This is a genomic window from Paracoccus sp. R86501 (assembly GCF_042466435.1).
In the GTDB taxonomy this organism is placed as follows: domain Bacteria; phylum Pseudomonadota; class Alphaproteobacteria; order Rhodobacterales; family Rhodobacteraceae; genus Paracoccus.
The window spans coordinates 200934-223099 of sequence record NZ_JAXHPZ010000001.1 but is presented as its reverse complement, the minus strand read 5'-3'; the positions used below and the strand labels follow the sequence as shown (position 1 = coordinate 223099).

Annotated in this window: 20 protein-coding genes; 10 read left to right on the top strand and 10 right to left on the bottom strand. The window is 64.8% G+C overall.

From position 1 onward, the window contains the following. The first annotated feature begins 66 nt into the window (after positions 1–66). Entirely contained in the window at positions 67–831 is a 765-nt protein-coding gene (locus tag SJY40_RS01155) for an MJ0042-type zinc finger domain-containing protein (RefSeq protein ID WP_378941775.1), read from the top strand. Positions 832–849: 18 nt separating this feature from the next. Here SJY40_RS01155 and SJY40_RS01150 read toward each other — a convergent pair whose 3' ends face one another. From SJY40_RS01150 to argH, 4 genes are read right to left on the bottom strand one after another with little or no spacing between them, the layout of a single operon-like run. After that, positions 850–3357 carry a DUF4175 domain-containing protein gene (locus SJY40_RS01150; protein ID WP_378941773.1) on the bottom strand — a complete coding sequence of 836 codons (2508 nt, stop codon included), beginning with the start codon at positions 3355–3357 and terminating at the stop codon, positions 850–852. Continuing rightward, positions 3348–4613, bottom strand: coding sequence for a diaminopimelate decarboxylase (gene lysA / locus SJY40_RS01145; protein ID WP_378941771.1), 1266 nt, complete (start codon positions 4611–4613; stop codon positions 3348–3350). Before lysA ends, SJY40_RS01150 begins: the two co-directional genes overlap by 10 nt. After that, positions 4613–4759: a hypothetical protein gene (locus SJY40_RS01140; RefSeq protein WP_378941769.1), complete on the bottom strand. Its 147-nt coding sequence runs from the start codon at positions 4757–4759 to the stop codon at positions 4613–4615. The genes lysA and SJY40_RS01140 overlap by 1 nt, the downstream gene beginning before the upstream one ends. Further along, positions 4756–6162, bottom strand: a complete 1407-nt coding sequence (argH, locus tag SJY40_RS01135) for an argininosuccinate lyase (RefSeq protein WP_378941766.1) — start codon at positions 6160–6162, stop codon at positions 4756–4758. The genes SJY40_RS01140 and argH overlap by 4 nt, the downstream gene beginning before the upstream one ends. Before the next feature lie 22 nt (positions 6163–6184). Here argH and SJY40_RS01130 point away from each other — a divergent pair, with 22 nt between their 5' ends. Then, positions 6185–6733 carry a TlpA disulfide reductase family protein gene (locus SJY40_RS01130; protein WP_378941764.1) on the top strand — a complete coding sequence of 183 codons (549 nt, stop codon included), beginning with the start codon at positions 6185–6187 and terminating at the stop codon, positions 6731–6733. On the opposite strand, the gene SJY40_RS01125 is transcribed toward SJY40_RS01130, so the two are convergent. Beyond that, entirely contained in the window at positions 6711–7286 is a 576-nt protein-coding gene (locus SJY40_RS01125; RefSeq protein ID WP_378941762.1) for a DNA-3-methyladenine glycosylase I, read from the bottom strand. The two genes, SJY40_RS01130 and SJY40_RS01125, sit on opposite strands and share 23 nt — an antisense overlap. 94 nt (positions 7287–7380) lie before the next feature. On the opposite strand from SJY40_RS01125, the gene SJY40_RS01120 reads away from it, so the two are divergent. The 3 genes from SJY40_RS01120 (at position 7381) to phbB (ending at position 10277) form a co-directional block, all read left to right on the top strand. Further along, positions 7381–8196, top strand: coding sequence for an EAL domain-containing protein (locus SJY40_RS01120; RefSeq protein ID WP_378941759.1), 816 nt, complete (start codon positions 7381–7383; stop codon positions 8194–8196). Between the two features lie 96 nt (positions 8197–8292). After that, a complete protein-coding gene (locus SJY40_RS01115; RefSeq protein ID WP_378941757.1) occupies positions 8293–9465 on the top strand; it encodes an acetyl-CoA C-acetyltransferase in 1173 nt (390 codons plus the stop codon). Positions 9466–9551: 86 nt separating this feature from the next. Further along, on the top strand, positions 9552–10277 hold the full coding sequence (gene phbB / locus SJY40_RS01110) for an acetoacetyl-CoA reductase (RefSeq protein WP_378941755.1): 726 nt from the start codon (positions 9552–9554) through the stop codon (positions 10275–10277). Positions 10278–10349: 72 nt separating this feature from the next. Here the strand turns inward: phbB and SJY40_RS01105 are convergent, their stop codons facing one another. Then, positions 10350–10514 (bottom strand): YdcH family protein, encoded by a 165-nt coding sequence (locus SJY40_RS01105; RefSeq protein ID WP_378941753.1) that lies wholly within the window; start codon positions 10512–10514, stop codon positions 10350–10352. Positions 10515–10689: 175 nt separating this feature from the next. After that, positions 10690–10899, bottom strand: coding sequence for a DUF2007 domain-containing protein (locus SJY40_RS01100; protein ID WP_108501884.1), 210 nt, complete (start codon positions 10897–10899; stop codon positions 10690–10692). Positions 10900–10974: 75 nt separating this feature from the next. Here SJY40_RS01100 and SJY40_RS01095 point away from each other — a divergent pair, with 75 nt between their 5' ends. Continuing rightward, positions 10975–11976, top strand: a complete 1002-nt coding sequence (locus SJY40_RS01095; RefSeq protein ID WP_378941752.1) for a polyprenyl synthetase family protein — start codon at positions 10975–10977, stop codon at positions 11974–11976. A gap of 138 nt (positions 11977–12114) precedes the next feature. On the opposite strand, the gene SJY40_RS01090 is transcribed toward SJY40_RS01095, so the two are convergent. Further along, positions 12115–13446, bottom strand: coding sequence for an ammonium transporter (locus SJY40_RS01090; protein WP_378941749.1), 1332 nt, complete (start codon positions 13444–13446; stop codon positions 12115–12117). A gap of 364 nt (positions 13447–13810) precedes the next feature. Here SJY40_RS01090 and SJY40_RS01085 point away from each other — a divergent pair, with 364 nt between their 5' ends. Further along, positions 13811–16102, top strand: a complete 2292-nt coding sequence (locus SJY40_RS01085) for a transglycosylase domain-containing protein (protein ID WP_378941746.1) — start codon at positions 13811–13813, stop codon at positions 16100–16102. Between the two features lie 73 nt (positions 16103–16175). Here the strand turns inward: SJY40_RS01085 and SJY40_RS01080 are convergent, their stop codons facing one another. Further along, on the bottom strand, positions 16176–16778 hold the full coding sequence (locus SJY40_RS01080) for a phospholipid-binding protein MlaC (RefSeq protein ID WP_378941744.1): 603 nt from the start codon (positions 16776–16778) through the stop codon (positions 16176–16178). Then, positions 16768–17559: a VacJ family lipoprotein gene (locus tag SJY40_RS01075; RefSeq protein ID WP_378941742.1), complete on the bottom strand. Its 792-nt coding sequence runs from the start codon at positions 17557–17559 to the stop codon at positions 16768–16770. The genes SJY40_RS01080 and SJY40_RS01075 overlap by 11 nt, the downstream gene beginning before the upstream one ends. 175 nt (positions 17560–17734) lie before the next feature. On the opposite strand from SJY40_RS01075, the gene SJY40_RS01070 reads away from it, so the two are divergent. From SJY40_RS01070 to SJY40_RS01060, 3 genes are all read left to right on the top strand, one after another. Continuing rightward, the gene (locus tag SJY40_RS01070; RefSeq protein ID WP_378941739.1) at positions 17735–19486 is read left to right on the top strand and encodes a type I secretion system permease/ATPase; all 1752 of its coding nucleotides are present in this window, start codon (positions 17735–17737) and stop codon (positions 19484–19486) included. Then, complete coding sequence (locus SJY40_RS01065) at positions 19483–20790, top strand: HlyD family type I secretion periplasmic adaptor subunit (protein ID WP_378941737.1); 1308 nt, start codon at positions 19483–19485, stop codon at positions 20788–20790. The genes SJY40_RS01070 and SJY40_RS01065 overlap by 4 nt, the downstream gene beginning before the upstream one ends. A 63-nt stretch (positions 20791–20853) precedes the next feature. Next, positions 20854–22164 carry a short-chain fatty acid transporter gene (locus SJY40_RS01060; RefSeq protein ID WP_378941734.1) on the top strand — a complete coding sequence of 437 codons (1311 nt, stop codon included), beginning with the start codon at positions 20854–20856 and terminating at the stop codon, positions 22162–22164. The last annotated feature ends 2 nt before the right edge of the window (positions 22165–22166 follow it).

The window sequence follows — 22166 nt, the reverse complement described above, 5'->3', positions numbered from 1 at the left end:
TCCGGCGCGTCTTGGAAGCCGGACCTGCGCTTGATAGAACAGCCACAAGACGATTGCGAGGGTGGCATGGCTGAATTTAGGTTGAACTGTCCGGGGTGCGGCGCGGAATATGTCGTCCCGCAGGATGCGATCCCCGCAGCCGGCCGCGAAGTCGAATGCAGCCGCTGCGAACGTGTCTGGCAGGCGCAGCGTCCCAAGGACCCGTCACGTCCGCTGGACCTTGCGGATTTCACCGCCCATCTGCCCGGCGATCGGGATGAGGCCCCCGCGCCGCTGCGTCCCGCCAGCAAGCGGCTGTCGCCCGACGTGCTGGACATCCTGCGCGACGAGGTCGAACACGAACGCCGCCTGCGCGCCGCCGAGGAGGACCCCGATGCCCCCCGCCCCGCAGTCTCGGACAGCCCCATGGCCGAAAACGACTGGCCCGCGACCACGGTGACCCTGCCCGCGCAGAAATCCGACGACAACGGAGCGCGGCGTTCCACCACGCCGACGGTCATCCGGCATCTGCCGCACCGCAGCCCTTCCCCACAGCCCACCCCGAAGCCCGCCTCACAGCGTTCCGAACCAACGCCCAAGCCTGCAGTAAAGCCCCGAACCGTCCCCACCAGTGACATTCTGCCCGAAACCGCCCCGCAGTCCCGCGCGGCGCGGGGGTATGGGACGGGGTTCGGCATCTCGATGCTGGTGACGGCGGCCCTGTTGGCGCTGTATCTGGCGACCCCGATGATGGCCGCCAAGGGGTTGCCGCTGGCCGATCAGCTAAGTGGTATGCGGGCCGAGGTCGATCAGGCCCGCCAATGGCTGTCGGCCACGCTGATCCCGCGATAAGGTGCGGAACCAAGCGCCCTAGAACTGGTCCCCAAGCCGGTCCAGATAGTCCAGTTCCGCAGCCGAGCGCCCCGGATCGCCCATCCTGCGACGGATTTCATCCAGCAGGTCCTTGGCACGCGCAGCGGGGTTCTGGCCCGGGCCGTCAACGCCCTCTCCGGTGATCTGGTTGGTGCCGGTCGGCTGCTGGCGGCCAAGCGGGTCGGTCCCCGGATCGCCGCCGGCCTGACCGCTGCCATCCGCACCGCCGGTCTGACCCTGCTGCCCCTGTTCACCACGCTGGCCCTGCTGACCCTGTTCGGCCAGCATATCGCCCATGGATTGCATGCCGTCGCGCATCGACTGGATGGCATCGGCCTGCCGCTGCATGGCGGTGCCGGTGTCGCCATCGCGCAGGGCCTGCTCGGCCTCCTCCATGGCGCGACCGGCATCGTCCAGGCGGTCGCGGGCCTGATCGCCGCGTTCCGAGCCCTGACCGGGCAGCAATTCGCGCTGGCGGTCCAGATCGTCGCGCAGGGCCTGCTGGCGGTCGGCCAACTCGCCGGTATCGCCCGGCTGACCTTCGCGGAACTGGCGCTGCGCCTCGCGGAAGGCTTCGTCGGACAGCTGCTGCTGGTCGCGCAGGGTGTCGGCCAGCCGGTTCATCGGCTGGCTGCCCTGCGATCCTTCACCCTGCTGACCCTTGGACTGCCGCACCTGCAGGTTTTCCATCATGCGGTTGAACTGTTCCAGCAGCTGCTCGGCCTCGGCCATGCGGCCTTCGTTCATCAGGCGCTGGATTTCCTCCATCATCTGCTGGATCTGGTCGCCGGTGATCTGCTGGCCCTGTTCCTGCTGCTGGTCGGGGCTGTCGGCTTCGGGTGCCTCGCTCTGCTCGGCCAGCATGCGGGTGTAATCCTGCGTCGCGTCGCGCAGCTGGTCCATCAGCTGCTGGATTTCATCGGGGCTGGCGCCGTTGCGGATGGCCTCGGACAGCTTTTCCTGCGCGTCGCGCATGGCCTGCAGCGCATCCGACAGCCCGCCATCCTCAAGCTGGACGGCAGCCTCCCACAGGGCCTCGGCAAGGCGGTCGCGGGTCTGGACCGAGAACTCCGCCCCCTCCAGCAACCCGACGGCGCCGCGCAATTCGTCGTACAGCTCGTCTTCGACGAAGCCTTCGGGCTGCCAGGTCAGGGCGCGCAGGATTTCCGCGCTGCGGGGGGCATTGGCGCGCGCCCACAGCAGATCGCGGCGCATCTCGATCAGCGATGCCGCCAGCGGGTTGAAGAAACGCCGCCCCGGCAGCGGGGTCGCCTGCGGGTCCGACTGGCCCGTCTGATCGATCCCGTCCTGCGCCCGCAGTGTCAGCATGACCGGCAGGTTCGCCCAAGGATGGCGGGACAGGTCCTGCACCAGCTGCCCCGAGACATCGCGGCGATCGCGCGAGGGCAGCGGCAGGTCCAGCCGGATCGGATCACGTGGATCCGGGTCGACGGCCAGACCAAAGCGACGGTCCACGCGGCCCATATCCAGCGCGATCACCGCCTGCGCACTGGCCAGCCCGTGGTCGTCGCTGGCGGTGAAATCCTGCATCATCCGCCCGTCCGCACGACGCGAGGCTGCCTGCCCCGGCGCGATGCTGGGCGGCAGATCGGGCAGGACCGTGATGTCGAAACGCCGGTCCGCGACCTGCAAAAACCCCGAGGCCTCGGCGCGGATCACCACCGCCTGCGGATCGTCGCCCTGCAGCGGGCCGATGTCCTGTTCCAGCGGCTGGTCGTCGCCATAAAGACGCAACTGCACGAGGCTGCCCTTGGGCAGTTCCAGCGCGTCCGCGCGCAGGGCGTTCAGATAGATGGTCGGGCGGCGGGTATAGGCGGGCGGCTCGGCCCATCCTTCCCACGCGGGGGCGGTCTCGGTGGTCTGTTGCGGGGCCATGCGCGGGGCAACGGTAGCGGCGATCGCGCCGATCCCCTGCCCCAGCTGCCCCGTGCCGCCGAAGATCAGCGCCATGACCAGCGCCACCAGCGCGACCAGCCGCAGGGCCAGCGGATCACGGCGTGCCAGCTGGGCGTCGGGGGGCACGGCACGCGCGGATCGCGCCGCCTGCCGCATCTGTGCCAGATGGGCCTGCCACAGCGCCCCCTCGCCGCCGATGGCCGCGCGGTCGGACAGGGCGGTCAGCGGGCGTCCGGGCAGGCTGCGGTCCAGCCGCAGCAGCGCATCGCGGGGGCCCAGACGTCGCGCACGGATACCGCCCATCACCGCCGCGGCGATGATCGCCGCCAGCCAGATCCCGGCGATCCATGGCAGGACGGCAAGCGGCATGATCTGCGCCGCGCCAAGGGCCAGCGCGGCAAATCCAAGCGCCAGCAATGCAGCCAAGGGCCAGAAGGCAGCGGCCATGCGCTCCCATGCCATGCCCCACCGCGTCAATGTCAGCGCGCGGGTCACGGATCTGCCGATGTCTGCCGGAATAGCGCCCTTGGCCCGGGGGCCATCAGCCTCCGGCAGTTCGGTTTCGTTCTGACGCCCGATCAAAGCCATTCCGGGATGCTATCCCGGGCCAGCATTTCCTCAAACGTCGGACGTGCGCGGATGACGGCGAAGTGATCCCCGCTGACCAGCACCTCGGGGACCAGCGGGCGGGAATTATATTCGGAAGCCATCACCGCCCCGTAAGCCCCCGCCGAGCGGAAGGCGATCAGATCGTCCGCCGCCATTTCGGGCAGCTGCGCGCCCTTCTGGAAGGTGTCGCCCGATTCGCAGACCGGACCCACCACGTCATAGAGCTGGACGGATGCCGCCACGGCAGGTTCGACAACCGGCACGATGTCATGATGTGCGCCATACATCGCAGGGCGCAGCAGGTCGTTCATGGCCGCATCGACGATCAGGAAGTCGCGATCCTCGCCATTCTTGACATAGATGACCTTGGACAGCAGCACGCCCGCATTGCCGACGATGTTGCGACCCGGTTCGATCTCGATCTCGCAGCCCAGATCGCCGACGGTCTCGCGGATGACCTGACCGTATTCCAACGGCAAGGGCGGGGCGTTGTTGTCGCGGCGATAGGGAATGCCCAGGCCGCCCCCCAGATCAAGGCGGGTGATCGTATGCCCGTCCTCGCGCAGCGTGCGGGTCAGTTCGGCCACCTTCAGATAGGCGGCGCGGAAAGGCTCCAGATCGGTCAGCTGGCTGCCGATATGCACATCGACGCCGACGACCTGAAGCCCCGGCAGGGTCGCCGCCTCGGCATAGACCTCGCGCGCACGGGCGATCGGAATGCCGAACTTGTTTTCCGACTTGCCAGTGGCGATCTTCTCATGGGTCTTGGCATCGACATCGGGATTGACCCGGATGGCGATGGGCACGGTCACGCCCAGACCATGGGCCACACGCGACAACACGCGCATTTCCGGTTCGGATTCGACATTGAACTGGCGGATGCCGCCGCGGATGGCCAAGGCCATTTCGTCCTCGGTCTTGCCGACGCCGGAAAAGACGATGCGGTCGCCCGGCACGCCCGCCGCCTTGGCGCGCAGGTATTCGCCGCCCGACACGACATCCATGCCCGCGCCCAGATCGCCCATCAGCTTGAGCACGGCCAGATTGCTGTTCGACTTGACCGCAAAGCAGACCAGATGGTCGGTCCATTCCAGCGCCTGCCGGAACAGGCCGAAATGGCGAGCCAGCGTGGCCGCGGAATAGACATAGACGGGCGATCCGACCTGATCCGCGATGCGCGACAGCGGGACGTCTTCGGCGTGCAATTCGCCGTTCTGATACTGGAAATGATCCATTACAGCTGCGCCGAGACGCCGACGCGGGCATCGCCGCTGATGGTCACGCCGCTTTTGGCGGGCTTTTGCGCGGGACGTTCCGGCGCGCCATCGACACCGCAGGCGGCCAGCGCCAGAACGGCCAACAGGGACAGACGGATCATCATGCCAGTTTCTCCTTCCAACGGGCGATCTGGGCGCGCACCTGATCAGGCGCGGTCCCGCCATAGCTTTGGCGCGAGGCGACCGAGTTGTGGACGCCCAGCACGCTGAACACATCCTGCGTGATGTCACCATGAACCGATTGCATGTCCGCCAGCGTCAGGTCGGGCAGATCGATGCCCTTGTCTTCGGCCATGGCGACCAGCGATCCGGTGACGTGATGGGCATCGCGGAACGGAAGGCCCAATTCGCGCACCAGCCAGTCGGCCAGATCGGTGGCGGTGGAAAAGCCGGTCGCTGCGGCGGCTTCCAGATTGGCGGTATTCGCGGTCAGATCCGACAGCATCCCCGACATGGCAGCCAGGGCCAGCATCAGGTGGTCGGCGGCGTCGAAGACCTGTTCCTTGTCTTCCTGCATATCCTTGGAATAGGCCAAGGGCAGGCCCTTCATCACCGTGAACAGCGCAACCGTCGCCCCCAGGATACGACCGATCTTGGCGCGGATCAGTTCGGCGGCGTCGGGATTGCGCTTTTGCGGCATGATCGACGAACCTGTGGACCATTTGTCCGACATCGACACAAAGCGGAACTGGGCAGATGACCAGATCACCAGCTCCTCGGCCAGCCGCGACAGGTGGACGGCGCAGATGGAGGCTGCGGACAGGAACTCCAACGCGAAATCACGGTCGCTGACGGCATCAAGGCTGTTGGCCATCGGACGGTCGAACCCAAGCGCCTGCGCGGTGGCATGACGGTCGATGGGATAGCCGGTGCCCGCCAGCGCCGCTGCGCCAAGGGGCGATTCGTTCATGCGGGCGCGGGCATCCTGGAACCGCGACAGATCGCGTCCGAACATTTCGACATAGGCCATCATGTGATGCCCCCATGTGACCGGCTGCGCGGTCTGAAGGTGGGTGAAACCGGGCATGACCCAATCGGCGCCAGCCTCGGCCTGTGTCATCGCGGACCCGATCAGGGCGCGCAGGCCGCTGATGGCGGCGTCGCATTGGTCGCGGACCCACAGGCGGAAATCGGTGGCGACCTGATCGTTGCGCGACCGGCCCGTGTGCAGACGACCTGCAGGTTCGCCGATGATTTCCTTCAACCGGGCCTCGACATTCATGTGAATGTCTTCCAGCGCGGTCTTGAAGGGGAAATCTCCGCCCTCGATCTCTGACAAGACGGTGAGCAGGCCTTCCCTGATGGCGCTGGCATCGTTATCGCTGATGATGCCTTGTGCTGCCAGCATGGCGGCATGGGCCCGGCTGCCCGCGATATCCTGGGCGTAGAGCCGTCGGTCGAAACCGATCGAGGCGTTGATCGCCTCCATGATCGCATCGGGTCCGGCGGCAAAGCGCCCGCCCCACATGCTGTTGGCGGCATCAGTGCTGTCGGGCCGGTCGGTCATATGTCAGTCCTTCGGAGGTCACATGCTGCGTTCCGCCCTGCTTTATACGGCACTTGTTTTCGGTGCAAACACCGCCTTTGCCGAAACCCCGGATTGGCAGGCCGCCAAGGACGGCGGGTTGCCGAAACTGGTGGTGACCGAAGACGCCGCCCCCATCAGCGAAACCGAATTTACCGACATCGACGGCGGCACCCACACTCTGGCCGATTATCAGGGTCAGGTCGTGCTGCTGAACTTCTGGGCCACATGGTGTGCGCCCTGTCGCGAGGAAATGCCCGCGCTGGACCGGCTGCAGGCCGAACTGGGGGGTGACGACTTTCAGGTCGTGACCATCGCCACGGGCCGCAACGCCCCGGCCCGGATCCGGTCGTTCTTCGACGAGGTCGGTGTCGAAAACCTGCCGATCCTGCTGGACCCGCGCCAGATGGTCGCCCGCGACATGGGCGTCGTCGGCCTGCCGGTCAGCGTGCTGATCGACCGTGATGGGACCGAGGTCGCGCGCTATCTGGGCGATGCCGAATGGGATTCGGATGTGGCCAAGACACTAATCACCCAGCTAACAGCGCCTTGACTGCGTCATGCCGGTGGCAGGGGATGATGTGGTCGTTCACCATCCCCGTCGCCTGCATGAAGGCATAGGTGATGACCGGCCCGCAGTAGTTGAAGCCGCGCTTTTTCAGCGCCTTGGACATTGCGATCGATTCGGGGGTGGCGGTCGGCACGCTGGCCATGTCGGGCCACGCATTCTGGATGGGCGCGCCTCCGACGAACGACCACAACCAAGGGGCGAAGCCTTGGTCCGCGTCGATTTCCAGAAACAGGCGGGCGCTGCGGACGGTCGAGGTGATCTTGCCGCGGTGGCGCACGATGCCGGGATTGGTCAGCGCGCGGTCGATACGAGCCTCGTCCCACAGGGCGACGCGGGCTGGGTCGAAGCCGTCGAATTCCTGCCGGAATGCCGGGCGTTTGCGCAGGATCGTGATCCAGCTGAGCCCCGCCTGAAACCCGTCCAGCACCAGCTTTTCCCACAGCGCGCGGCTGTCATGTTCCGGCACGCCCCAATCGGTATCGTGATAATCGACGTAAAGCGGGTCACTGCCGCACCAGCTGCAACGAGCAAGCATCCGTTAACCCTGAGTTGAGAAAACACTGACGATTCACCGCAGATTAAGTCATCATGGCCAGACTGCAAGCAGAGCAGACAGAATGGGGCCCGCCGTGAGCGACAGATACCAGAACAACAGTTCGCCGCTGGAAGATGCAATCCGACTTCAGGATCGCGTCACCCTTTCGGCCGTGGCCGCCGCCGTGGAAAAGGCCAGCGCCGTACTGGCGTTCCAGCCGATCGTGCAATCGCAAAGCACCAAGGCCGCCGCCTTTTACGAAGGGCTGATCCGCATCATCGACGACAGTGGCCGCCTTGTCCCGCTGCGCGATTTCATGCCCCAGGCCGAAACCACCGAACTGGGCCGCAAGATCGACTGCCTGTCGCTGTCGCTTGGACTGAAGACGCTGGTTGAGGATCCCTCGCTGCGGCTGTCGATCAACATGTCGGCACGTTCGATCCAATACCCCGACTGGATCAACACCCTGCGGCGCGGCATTTCCGACGACCCGATGGTGGGCGAACGGCTGATCCTGGAAATCACCGAAAGCTCGGCCATGGGTATGCCGAACGAAGTGCAGAACTTCATGGCCGAGGTTCAGGGATACGGCATCAGCCTGGCGCTGGACGACTTCGGCGCGGGCTATACCTCGTTCCGCTATCTGCGAGACTTCTGCTTCGACATGATCAAGATCGACGGACAGTTCATCCGTGCCATCGCAGCCAACCCCGACAACCAGATCCTGACACGCGCGCTGCAATCCATTGCCCATCATTTCGACATGTTCACCGTCGCCGAATTGGTCGAAACCGCCGATGACGCCAGCTTCCTGATCGACCTTGGGATCGACTGTCTGCAGGGCTATTACTTCGGTGCGCCGACCATCGCGCCGCCGTGGAAAAAACCACCCTCGCGTGCGGTGCGCTGAGAAGGGTCGCGGTTTCGGTGCTTGACGTTACGTCCTGAAACAGCATCCTGACCCCTGAAGGTCGGCCCGTCCGACCGCCTAGGGAAGGAGCCTACCATGTCCAAAGCCGTCATCGTCTCTGCCGCACGCACGCCCGTCGGCAGCTTTATGGGCGCATTCGCGAACGTTCCGGCACATGATCTGGGTGCCGCCGTTCTGAAAGAGGTCGTCGCCCGCGCCGGTGTCGATCCCGCCGAGATCAGCGAAACCATCCTGGGCCAGGTTCTGACGACGGCTCAGGGCCAGAACCCCGCCCGTCAGGCGCATATCAATGCAGGCCTGCCGCAGGAATCTTCGGCATGGCTGATCAACCAGGTCTGTGGTTCGGGCCTGCGTGCCGTGGCGCTGGCAGCCCAGCAGGTCATTCTTGGCGATGCCAACATCGTGCTGGCCGGCGGTCAGGAAAGCATGTCGCTGGCCCCGCACGCCGCCTATCTGCGCGCTGGCCAGAAAATGGGCGACATGCAGATGATTGACACCATGATCCGCGACGGCTTGTGGGATGCCTTCAACAACTATCACATGGGTCAGACGGCGGAAAACGTCGCCGACCGCTGGTCCATCAGCCGCGACCAGCAGGATGAATTCGCCGTTGCATCCCAGAACAAGGCCGAGGCCGCGCAGAAGGCCGGACGCTTTGCCGATGAGATCGCGGCCTATACCGTCAAAACCCGCAAGGGAGAGACCGTCGTCGATCAGGACGAATACATTCGCCACGGCGCGACCATGGACGCGATGCAGAAACTGCGCCCCGCCTTTACCCGCGACGGCACGGTGACCGCCGCCAACGCATCCGGCCTGAACGACGGCGCGGCTGCCGTGATGGTCATGTCCGAAGAAGAAGCGAACCGCCGTGGCCTGACCCCACTGGCTCGCATCGCCTCTTATGCCACCGCCGGTCTGGACCCGGCCATCATGGGCACCGGCCCGATCCCCGCCAGCCGCAAGGCGTTGGAAAAGGCCGGCTGGTCGGTCGGTGATCTGGATCTGGTCGAGGCGAACGAAGCCTTCGCGGCCCAAGCTTGCGCCGTGAACAAGGACATGGGTTGGGACCCGTCCATCGTGAACGTCAACGGCGGCGCGATTGCCATCGGTCACCCGATCGGCGCTTCGGGGTGCCGCGTGCTGAACACCCTGCTGTTCGAAATGAAGCGCCGCGACGCCAAGAAGGGTCTTGCCACCCTGTGCATCGGCGGCGGCATGGGCGTCGCCATGTGTCTGGAACGCTAAGCCAATATCCGGCGCGCAATTTTCTTGCGCGCCGATTTTCGTCTGTGTAGCAATATTTCAAAGGTTCAATAAACGGGGGGATATCCATGTCGAAAGTCGCTTTGGTTACTGGGGGGTCGCGGGGGATCGGCGCCGCCATCAGCAAGGCCTTGCAAGACGCGGGCTATGTTGTTGCCGCCAACTATGCAGGCAATGACGAAGCTGCTAAGTCCTTTACCGATGAAACCGGCATCAAGACCTTCAAATGGTCGGTTGCAGATTACGACGCTTGCGCGGCTGGTATCGCTCAGGTCGAAAGCGAGCTTGGCCCGGTCGAAGTGCTGATCAACAACGCGGGCATCACCCGTGACGCCATGTTCCACAAGATGACGCCGCAGCAGTGGAAAGAGGTCATCGACACCAACCTGACCGGCGTTTTCAACATGACCCACGTGGTTTGGGGCGGCATGCGCGACCGCAAGTTCGGACGCGTCATCAACATCAGCTCGATCAACGGGCAAAAGGGTCAGGCCGGCCAGGCGAACTATTCCGCGGCCAAGGCGGGCGATCTGGGCTTTACCAAGGCGCTGGCGCAGGAAGGTGCACGGGCGGGCATTACCGTCAACGCCATCTGCCCCGGCTATATCGGGACCGAGATGGTCCGCGCCATCCCCGAAAAGGTGCTGAACGAACGCATCATTCCGCAGATCCCCGTCGGTCGTCTTGGCGAACCCGAGGAAATCGCCCGCGCCGTCGTCTTTCTGGCGGCCGAGGATGCGGGCTTCATCACCGGCTCGACCCTCAGCGCGAATGGCGGTCAGTTCTTCGTGTGATCGACCCTGAAACGAAAGCGGCCCGCGCATTTTGCGCGGGCCTTGTCATGAATATGTTTCTGTTCAACGGGATCAGTTTGCAAGTCGGGTAATTTCTTCCTTGATGCGCATTTTCTGGCGTTTCATCTGGGAAATCTCCAGATCCTTGGTGCCGGGACTTTTCTGTGCCCTTTCAACGGCATCAGAGAGGTTTTGGTGTTTCTTGCGAAGTTCCTCGACATGAGAAGCAACCGTCATTACGTCCTCCTTGGCTATGTTCGTCGAACCTGTTGATTGCAGCACACCACGACGATTTTGTCACGGGACTTTTGCAATTCCTGTCCGGATCGGCGGCGTGCAGCTTGGGTCCGTTGCGGTCAATCAAAGCCGCGCATGGGACAGGCGGTCGGGCATTAAGAAAGCCGTCTGCAGGTCAGTCATCCAGCCCGTTGTCGCGCAGGATCGCGCGGGCGGCGAATTCATCGCGGTCTGCCACCATCAGACGTGCGGGCAGGATGCCGATCGAACCTTCAAGAACGCTCATGTGCTGGTCCATCTGGAAGGGGACGATGCCCTCGGCCTCCAGCAGGCTGGTGGCAGCGGACATGCGCACGGGATCATTGCTGCGAAAAAGCTCTTTCATGGCAGGGACGTTAAGCCGCGGTTGCGAAATTGTCGATGGCATGGCAATGCAGGGCCGCAGATACGGGATTATGCCATGACTTTGCAGGAAAACGTCCGCAAACCGCTGGACCGGCTGTCGGAAGCGCTGAGCGATGAAATGGGGGCGGTGAACGCCCTGATCCGGGACCGCATGGCCAGCCGCCACGCGCCCCGCATCCCCGAGGTGACCGCCCATCTGATCGAGGCCGGCGGCAAGCGCCTGCGCCCCATGCTGACGCTGGCTGCGGCCAAGATGGTCGGCTATGGCGGGCCTTATCACATCCATCTGGCCGCCACGGTCGAATTTATCCACACCGCCACCTTGCTGCACGACGATGTCGTCGATGAAAGCAGCCAGCGCCGCGGGCGTCCAACGGCGAACCTGCTGTGGGACAACAAATCCAGCGTGCTGGTCGGGGATTACCTGTTCGCCCGCAGCTTCCAGCTGATGGTCGAGCCCGGCAACATGCGCACGCTGGAGATCCTGGCCAATGCCAGCGCCACCATCGCCGAGGGCGAGGTGTTGCAGCTGACCGCCGCGCAGGATCTGGCGACGACCGAAGACATCTATATCCAGGTCGTGCGCGGCAAGACGGCGGCGCTGTTTTCGGCCGCGACCGAGGTCGGCGGCGTGATCGCCGATGCCCCCGCCGATCAGGTGCAGGCGCTGTTCGATTACGGCGACGCGCTTGGGATCGCCTTCCAGATCGTCGACGATCTGCTGGACTACGGCGGGGCGACGGAAACCATCGGCAAAAATGTCGGTGACGATTTCCGCGAACGCAAGCTGACCCTGCCGGTCATCAAGGCCGTGGCCAAGGCTGACGCCGAAGAACGCGCCTTCTGGTCGCGCACCATCGAAAAGGGCGATCAGCGCGATGGCGATCTGGAACAGGCGCTGGCCCTGCTGGCCCGCCACGGTGCGATGGATGCCGCCCGCAATGATGCGCTGGCATGGACGGCAAAGGCCAAGACGGCGTTGCAGACCCTGCCGGAACATCCGATCCGCGACATGCTGACCGATCTGGCCGATTTCGTGGTCAGCCGCGTCACCTGACAGCCATCCCTTATGAATTCCGACGCCCGGACCCGCAAAGGTCCGGGCGTTTTTCATTGCTCCCCCTGAAACGCGGAAGGGGCGAGCCGCTTGCGCGACCCGCCCCCTCTCCGGGAAGAGACCTTGAATGGCTTGGGGTTACTTGGCCTGGACGAAGTCGGGATAGGCCTCCATGCCCATTTCCGAAATATCCAGCCCGCTGATCTCGGCTTCCTTGCTGACGCGGATGCCCATGGTCACCTTCAGCACCGTCCAGACGATGAAGCTGACGATAAAGACGAAGGCACCGACCGAGAAGACACCGATGGCCTGCGTGACGAAGCTGGTGCCGTCGTTGGTGGCAGGAACGATCATCGTGCCCCAGATGCCCGCGACCAGGTGGACCGGGATGGCGCCGACGACATCGTCGATCTTCAGCTTGTCCAGCATTGGGACCACGAAGACGGCCAGCGCACCACCGACACCACCGATCAGGATCGAGGCGAAGACGGTCGGGGTCAGCGGTTCCGCGGTGATGGCGACCAGACCGGCCAGCGCGCCGTTCAGCACCATGGTCAGGTCGATCTTGCCGTACAGCAGCTGCGTCACGATGATCGCGGCAACGGCACCGCCCGATGCGGCCATGTTGGTGTTGACGAAGATGCGGCTGACGTCGGCGGCATCATTGACCGAGCCGATAGCCAGCTGCGATGCACCGTTGAAGCCGAACCAACCCAGCCACAGGATGAACGTGCCCAGGGTCGCCAGCGCCAGGTTCGAACCGGGCATCGGCTGCATGCGGCCGTCGGGACGGTATTTGCCCGAACGTGCGCCCAGAACGATCGCGCCTGCCAGGGCCGCAAAGCCGCCTGCCGCGTGAACCAGCGTCGAACCTGCGAAGTCCGAGAAGCCCATTTCCGACAGGAAGCCGCCGCCCCACTGCCAGCTGGCTTCCATCGGATAGATCACGCCGGTCAGGACGACGGTGAAGATCAGGAAGGGCCACAGCTTGACGCGCTCGGCCAGGGTGCCCGACACGATGGATGCGGTGGTGGCGCAGAACATCAGCTGGAAGAAGAAGTCCGAACCGGCCGAATATCCGTCTTCGGCATTGCCGGTTCCGACGGCATCGATGCCCTTGGGGCTGAAGATCTCGCCGACGATGCCGCTGACCGTCCAGTCGGCCGGATACATCAGGTTATAGCCGATCATCCAGTACATGATGCCCGCAATGGCGAACAGAGAGATGTTCTTGAACAGCTGCGTGGTCACGTTCTTGGAACGAACCAGGCCCGCTTCCAGCATGGCAAAGCCAGCGGCCATCCACATGACCAGGAAGCCGCCCATCAGGAACAGCAGCGTGTTGAAGATATAGACGACATCCGCGCTGACTGCGGCAGCCGCCTCCGCGGGCGCCGCGGCATCCTGCGCGGCGGCGGGGAACGCTGCCAACGTCGCAAGTGTCGCGATGAGCGGAAGGGTCTTGTTCATGTGATTAAACCTCGCTTCGTGCCGCAGCCGCCGGTCCGGCTGCCATCGCCCCTTTCATGTGCAATTCCACCGCGTCGGCAAAGATTGGCGCAGGGTCGGATCGCGCATAAACCGCCCCTGCCCGATATGCAGGCGCGGAATCGGGCAAAAGCCCATAAAGAAGGCAGCTTATGTCCGCAGGGCCGCCCTTGCTGCCTGCACGCTGTGCAGCAGTCCCTTGCAGCATCGCGGCTTGCAGCAGCATGGTTCCGCCCCCCGTCATCACGGATTGGTCACCCCAATTCCCCTGATGGCAAACATGTTGTAGGCTGGGCGCAATCTCGGCCGGATCAACCGGCATGGCAAAGACGCAGGCATCCTAGGCATGAAAAGACCCACCGGAACCCCGACCCGCACGGGCAAAAGCCCTGTTGCCGACAAGCGCAACCTGTCGGACGACAAGACCGGAACCCAGCAGCGCAAGGTCACCCGTCACAAGAACCGCAAACCCCGCCGCGGCGGCATCTTTGGCTGGATCGCGGCGCTGGTGACCTTGGTCTGGCGAGTCGTCTGGGGGTCGCTGTGGCGGCTGGCCATGGTCGTCACCCTGATCATCGGCGCAGCTACCGCTTATTTCTATGTCAGCCTGCCCGAAGCGTCCGAGCTGTTCGACGGGCGCGCGCGCGGCAGCGTTACCATGCTGGACCGCGACAAGCGCGTCTTCGCGTGGCGCGGGGAAACATTCGGTGCGGTGAACAGCGAAAAGATCGCGCCGGTGCTGAAGCAGGCCGTGATCTCGACCGAGGACCGCCGCTTCTTCCGCCACTTCGGCGTCAGCCCGCGCGGCATTGCCAGCGCCATCAAGATCAACCTGGCCGCCGGACGCGGGCCGCTGGACGGCAACGGCGGTTCCACCATCACCCAGCAGGTCGCCAAGCTGCTGTGCCTGGGCGAGACCTTCGACCCCACCCGCTTCAAGAATGAGGCCGAGTTCGAGGCCGACTGCCGGTCGGGCGGCGTCTGGCGCAAGATCAAGGAGGTCCCCTATGCCTTCGCGATGGAAGCCAAGTACAGCAAGGACGACATCCTCAACATCTATATGAACCGGTCCTATCTGGGTGCCGGTGCGCGTGGCTTCGAGGCTGCCAGCCAGCGCTACTTCAACCGGCCCGCCAGCGAAGTGAACGCCCAGCAGGCTGCAATGCTGGCGGGTCTGCTGCGCGCGCCCAGTTATTACGCACCGACCGCGAACCTGTCACGCAGCCAGAGCCGCGCCGACACCGTTCTGGGCCTGATGCACGAAGAAGGCTATCTGGATGATCAGGAACTGACGCAGGCCCGCGCCAATCCCGCCGAACTGTCGCAGGCCGCCAAGGCCCGTGCGGGGGGCTATTTCGCGGACTGGCTGATGGAATCCGGTCCGGGCTTCCTGACCAGCGAAACCACCGAAGACGTCACCATCACCACGACATTCGACCAGCGCATCCAACGCGCGGCGGAACGGGCGCTGAAGCGGATCTTCGATGAAAAGGTCAAGGACGGTTCGACCGCCGAAGCCGCCGTCGTGGTCATGTCCGCAGACGGGGCCGTGCGCGCCATGATCGGCGGGCGCGACACCACGGTGAACGGCGCCTTCAACCGCGCCAGTCAGGCCAAGCGTCAGACGGGGTCCAGCTTCAAACCCTTCGTCTATGCTGCTGCGCTTGAAGCGGGCTATTCGCCCAGTGACCGGATCGAGGATGGCCCGCTGACCGTTCGCATTCCGGGCGGCAAGAACTGGTCGCCCCAGAACTATACCCGCCGCTATTATGGTCAGGTCACCCTGACCGAGGCGTTGAAGAAATCGCTGAACACCGCCACCATCCGCCTGCAAGAGGTCGTCGGCCGCGACGAGGTCATCCGCGTCGCCCATGATTTCGGCATCGTCAGCAACCTGACCCGCAGCCCCTCGCTTGGTCTTGGCGCATCCGAGGCGACGTTGCTGGAACTGACGGGCGCCTATGCGGGCATCCGCAACGGCGGCACCTCGGTCGCGCCCTACGGTCTGGTCGAACTGAACGTGCAGGGCGACGAACAGCCGCTAATGGGCCAGACCGGCGGTTTCGGCGAACGCGTCATCAGCCAGCGCGCCGCGGGTCAGCTGATCTACATGATGCAGCAGGTGATCGATTCGGGCACCGGCGGTCGCGCCAAGCTGGGCTCGCGTCCGGCGGCGGGCAAGACCGGCACGACCAGCAGCTATCGCGATGCGTGGTTCGTGGGCTTCACCGAACAATATGTGACCGGCGTCTGGATCGGCAACGACGACAACAAACCCCTGACCGGCGTGACCGGTGGCGGTCTGCCCGCCGAGATCTGGCAGGGTGTGATGTCGGAAATCCACGACGGGCTGCCCGAACTGGCCCTGTCCACGGTTTCGCCGGACGGCAGCGGCATCATCATGTCCAGCGGCGGCACCACCCCCAAGGTCGTCACCAGCGGATCGCCCGACGATCCCCTGGCCGCCGCATTGGCAGGCGTAATGAACGGCGTGAACGGCCAGCAGCAGGGTGGCCGCACGATCACCGCACCGGGCGAAGGCGGCGGCAATCCGGCAGCGACCCCTGGCGACAGCAGCGGCGCCAGTTCGGACGATGCGCTGAGCAAGGCCTTGAAGGGCATCCTGTCGGGGAACTGACAGGGCCACCCACCAAAACGACGAAAGGGCACCCCGATGGGTGCCCTTTTTCAATTCCCAGGCCTGTGGGTTGTCAGCCGGCCTGTTGCAGGTCCGCCGCAAGCGCCGCGACATCGCCCTTGCGGCGCGACAGCATCGCCGCCATCTCGGCGCGTTCGCTGGCCAGCATGTTCACGCCTTCGATGATGATGTTGAAATAGAGATCCTTGCCCGAACGGTCCGACACATGCCACTCGACTTCCATGGGCGCGCGACCGTTCAGATGCGCGACCGAAGTAACGGCATAGAAGCTTTTCAACTGCCGCGCGCCGGTCACCTCGATCCGCGACCCGATGAATTCGTGGAAACGTTTGCCGTATTTGCGCCCGATGTATCCCTGGAACGCCTGCTTATAGGCCGCGAAGGTCGCCGCATCGGTCTGGCGGGCAGCAGGCCCAAGGGCCGACCGCGCGATGACGTCGACATCGGCATAGCGGGCAAAGATCGCCTCGAACTGCTGGTACATCGTGGCGGGCGCCTGCCCCGAGTTGATGACCTGATAGACCTCGCCCAAGGACCGGTCGATCAGTGCCCGCGCGCCATTGGCGTCCAGCGCCAGCGCGGGTCGGAAGGGCAGCACCGTCCCGACGCTTGCGCAGGCCAGCAGCCCCAGAAAGCCGCGTCGCCTAGTCCGCATAGGGGTCGATGACATCGGCGTCGTCATAGGGGTCGTAATCTGCACGCTCTTCTCCCAAATCGTGGCGGCGGTTCATCAGCCAGATCAGCCGCGTTTGCGCATAGCTATCCGCACTTCCCTGCAGGATGCCATCCACAGTGTCCCCGAACCGCGCCCGATCACCGGCTTTTGAGGCGACGCGCAGCCCGAAGACCGCGGCGCGGTCCTGACCCTGCAGCAGGTGATACAGCGGATCGATCGCCAGATCGACCACCTGCCCCACGGCGTCGCGCCGTGTTGACGGCCCCAGCACCGGCAGTTCCAGATAGGGCCCTTCGGGGACGCCCCAGACGGCCAGCGTCTGACCGAAGTCGGTGTCGCGTTCGGAAATGCCAAAGCTGTCCATCGCCGGATCGAAGATGCCCCCCAGCCCGAGGGTCGAGTTGATGGCAAAGCGCGACAGGTTCTGTCCTGCGTTCCCCGGCCGCCCCTGCAGCAACCCGTTCACGGATTTGACCGGCAGCGACAGGTTGCGTCCGGCGTTGATGACCATCTGCAACGGCCCGATGGGCGCGTCGGGGTCCACAGGCGCGCTGGAGGCATCGGGGGCGTCCTTGCCGCGCGCCAGATCGGCGATCGGTCCGATGACACGGGAATCCAACCCCTTGTTGAAGGCATGAACACGGCGGTTCTGCGCCTCATAGGGGTCGTTCAGGGTAATTCCGTCCTGCTGAACGGGTGCATCGGCACAGCCGGACAGCAGGGTCAGCGCGGCAATCGCCGTCAAGATCAGGGGGCGCAAAGGAAATCCTAACGGTTCGGTGTCACCATGGCACTGATACGGTTTCCCGCAGGCGCGTGACATCTTGGATACAGGGGCCTTCGGGACAGGCTGGCATAAGCTTGGGGTGGTGATATGGTTGTCACGTTAATGTGGCAAGCCCCGGCTTCGAAACCGGGGAAACGAAGGCGTTAAGATGGCGGTAGGAACTGGAAACCATGACGGGCTGCGCGAATTGCGGCAGGCCCGTGCAACCGGCTGGCAATTGTTCATGGCCGTGGCGGTTTTTTCCGCCGTCGTGAACCTGCTGATGCTGACCGGACCGCTGTTCATGCTGCAGGTCTATGACCGGGTATTGGCGTCGCGATCGGTGGAAACGCTGACGGCGCTGTTTGTACTGGTGGTGTTCCTGTTCCTGCTGATGGGGGTGGTGGACCTGATCCGCAACCGCGTGATGCAACGCGTCGCCGCCCGCTTTCAGGACCGGATCGAGCCACGCGTCTTCAACGCGGCGCTGCGCGAAGGGGCGGTCCGCGGCGACGAATCCGCCGCGACTGCCAGCGGCATGCGCGATCTGGATTCGATCCAGCGGCTGATCGGGTCACCGGTGACGCTGGCGTTCTTCGATCTGCCATGGGCGCCCTTGTTTCTGGGCGCCATCTATCTGTTCCACCCCCTGCTGGGCCTTGTGGCGACGGCGGGCGGTCTGATCCTGGTCATCGCGACCATCGCCAACCGTGGCATGACCAAGCTGCCGTTGCAGCAATCGGCACGCGCCTCGGCGCAGGCGCAGCGCATGGCCGACTTGTATCGTGACGAGGGCGAGGTGATCTGCGCCCTTGGCATGCGCGGCGCCACTCATGACCGCTGGCAGAAGTTCCGCCGCGACGCTCAGGACAATACGGTCCGGGCGGGCGATCTGTCGGGCGGCTTCGGGGTGTTTTCCCGCAGCTTCCGCCTGTTCTTGCAAAGCGCGATGCTGGCGACCGGCGCCTTGCTGGTGCTGCGTCAGGAACTGACGCCGGGGGCGATGATCGCCAGTTCCATCATGATGGGACGCGCCTTGGCACCCGTCGATCAGCTGGTCGGCGGCTGGCCTGCAATTCAGGCTGCGCAGGACGGCTGGCAACGGCTGGGGAAACTGCTGGCCCGCCGCCCCCCCGAGGCCGCGCGCACCCGCCTGCCCCGCCCCGAGGCCGCCATCGACGTGCGCAATCTGGCCGTCGCCCCTCCGGGTGAACAGACCGCGACCCTGCGCGGCATTACCTTCAAGGTTGAGCCGGGCACCGCAGTCGGGGTCATCGGGCCTTCGGGCGCGGGAAAATCCACGCTGGCGCGGGCGCTGATCGGCGCCTGGCCCGTCGGTGGCGGCTTTATCCGGCTTGGCGGCGCGACGCTGGATCAATACGATCCCGACGTGCTGGGCGGGTTGATCGGCTATCTGCCGCAGCAGGTGACGCTGTTTGACGGCACCATCGCGGAAAACATCGCTCGACTGGCGAAGGAACCCGACCCCGAACGCGTGGTGCAGGCGGCCCGCGCCGCAGCCGCCCACCAGATGATCCTGGATCTGCCGCAGGGCTACGACACCCGCATCAGCCAGACCGCGGGTCGCCTGTCGGGCGGCCAGATCCAGCGCATCGGGCTGGCGCGCGCGCTTTATCCCGATCCGGTGATGCTGGTGCTGGACGAGCCGAATTCGAACCTGGACAATCAGGGGTCCGAGGCGCTGAACCAGGCGATCCGCCGGCTGAAGGCGCAGAACGGCGCGATCATCATCATGGCCCACCGCCCCGCCGCCATCAACGAATGTGAAAATCTACTGGTGCTCGAGGCCGGGACCGTCCGTGCCTTCGGCCCGCGTGACAAGGTGCTGCAGCAGATGGTCAAGAACTCGGCCCAGATCATGCAATCGCAGGCGGGCAACCGCGTCGGAGGTGTCGCATGACCGACCGCAACGACAAGCGCTGGTCCGTGCGCACGCCCGTCATCTTCGGCCTGCTGTCCATCATCATTTTGGTCGGTGGCTTCATCGCATGGGCGGTGATGTCGCAGATCTCGGGGGCGGTCGTCGCATCGGGTCAGGTCGAGGTCGAGCAGCAGCGCCAGATCGTCCAGCATCCCGACGGAGGCGTGGTCGAAACCATCGCCGTCAAGGATGGGTCGGACGTCAAGGCGGGCGATCTGCTGCTGGCGCTGGACGGCACGCTGTTGCGCACCGAACACACCATTGTCGAAGGCCAGTACTTCGAGGTTCTGGCGCGTCGTGGCCGACTGGAAGCGGAACGTGGCGATGGCGACAGCGTCACCTTCCCCGAGGAACTGGTCGAGGCCGCCAAGGATGACCCGGCGCTTGCCGATCTGGTCGAGGGTCAGGCCAGCCTGTTCCGCACCCGTCTGGACACCCTGCGCCAGTCGCTGGACCAGCTGAGCAAGCAGAGCGAGCAGATCACCTCGGAAATTGCGGGTATCGATGCCCAGATCGACGCCCTCGCCACGCAGCGCGAACTGATCGGCAAGGAACTGGTCAACCAACAAAGCCTGCTGGACCGCGGGCTGGCACAGGCGTCCCGCGTGCTGGGCCTGCAGCGCGAAGCGGCGCGCATGGACGGGGAGCTGGGATCATTGCAGGCCAACCGCGCCTCGGCCCTGATCCGCCAGACCGAGCTGGAAATCCAGCGCCTGCGACTGGCTGCCGAACGCCGTGAACAGGCCGAGACCGAGCTGCGCGATCTTGGCTATCGCGAGCTGGAACTGGCCGAACGCCGGCGCAGTCTGGTCGAACAGATCAGCCGTCTGGAAATCCGCGCGCCTGTGTCGGGGCTGGTCTACAACATGCAGGTGACGACGCCGCGCTCGGTGATCCGCCCGGCGGACCCGCTGCTGTATCTGATCCCGCAGGATCGTCCGCTGGTCATCGGCGCGCGCGTCCAGACCATCAACATCGACGAGGTTCTGGTCGGACAGCCGGTCGTGCTGCGCTTTGCGGCGTTTTCATCGCGCACCACGCCGGAAATCGACGGCCGTCTGGATCGCGTGTCCGCCGATGCACTGTTGGATGAATCGACGCGCACGCCCTATTACCGCGCCGAGGTTTCCATCCCCCCCGAGGAAATGGAGAAACTGGGCGACCTTGCGCTGGTCCCCGGCATGCCGGTCGAGGTCTACATCCAGACCGGCGACCGCACCCCCATGGCCTATCTGCTGAAACCGCTGGCCGATTACTTCAACCGCGCCTTCCGCGAAAGCTGACGGGCGCGGTTGCCAACCCTCCCTTGGTGACGCAGCCTGCGCATCACCAAGAGGAGGAACCCCATGCTAAGAATACTGTCGCGGCCAGCCAGCCGCCTGATGGAGCGTTGGCTGCCCGACGCCTTCATCTTCGTCATCGTCCTGACGCTGGTGGCCGCCGCCGCCGCCATGCTGACCCAAGGCACCGGCCCCACCGAGCTGGTGCAGATGTGGGGCAACGGCTTCTGGGAACTGCTGCAATTCGCTATGCAGATGTTGTTGGTTCTGGTGACGGGCTTCATTCTGGCGTCATCGCCCCCCGTTCGCCGCATCCTGGCGCGCATCGCGGGGCTGGCACGCAGCCGCGGCTCGGCCATCGTGCTGGTCACGCTGGTGTCGCTGGGGGCGGCTTGGGTGAACTGGGGCTTTGGACTGGTCGTCGGCGCGATCTTCGCCAAAGAGGTCGCCCGTCAGGTCCGCGTCGATTACCGCCTGCTGGTCGCCTCGGCCTATTCAGGCTTTCTGATCTGGCATGGCGGGCTGTCGGGGTCTATCCCACTGACCATCGCCACGCCGGGGCATTTCACCGAAAGCCAGATCGGGGTGATTTCCACCGGACAGACGATCTTTTCGGTCTGGAACCTGGCGATCGTCGTGGCGCTGTTCATCGTCGTCCCGCTGGTCAACCGGATGATGCTGCCGCTGGAGCACGAACAGGTGCTGGTCGATCCCGCGCAACTTCGTGACCCCGACACCGCCCCACGCGCCGTCAACCCCACCCCGGCCGAGCGGTTGGAGACCAGCCCCCTGCTGATGTATCTGATCGGCGTTCCGGGTCTGGCTTGGCTGTTGATGTATTTTTTGGACGGCGGCGCGCTGAACCTGAACATCGTGAACTTCCTGTTCCTGTTCCTTGGCATCATCTGCCACGGGTCCGCCCGCAGCCTGTTGGCGGCGCTGGACGGCGGCGTCCGCGGTGGCGCAGGCATCGTGATCCAGTTCCCCTTCTATGCGGGGATCATGGCGATCATGGTGCAAAGCGGGTTGGCGGCCAGCATGTCGGAATGGTTCGTGTCGATCTCGACCGCGACGACCCTGCCGTTCTGGAGCTTCATTTCCGCCGGCATCGTCAACATCTTCGTGCCCTCGGGTGGCGGTCAATGGGCCGTGCAGGCCCCCGTGATGCTGCCCGCCGCCGAGGCTTTGGGCGCCGATGTCGCCAAGGTGGTGATGGGCGTGGCTTGGGGGGATGCCTGGACCAACATGCTGCAACCCTTCTGGGCACTGCCGATGCTGGGCATCGCCGGGCTGAAGCCGCGCGACATCATGGGTTTCTGCGTGGTCCAGCTGCTGATCAGCGGCGCGGTGATCGGGGCGATCCTGTATTACATCTGACG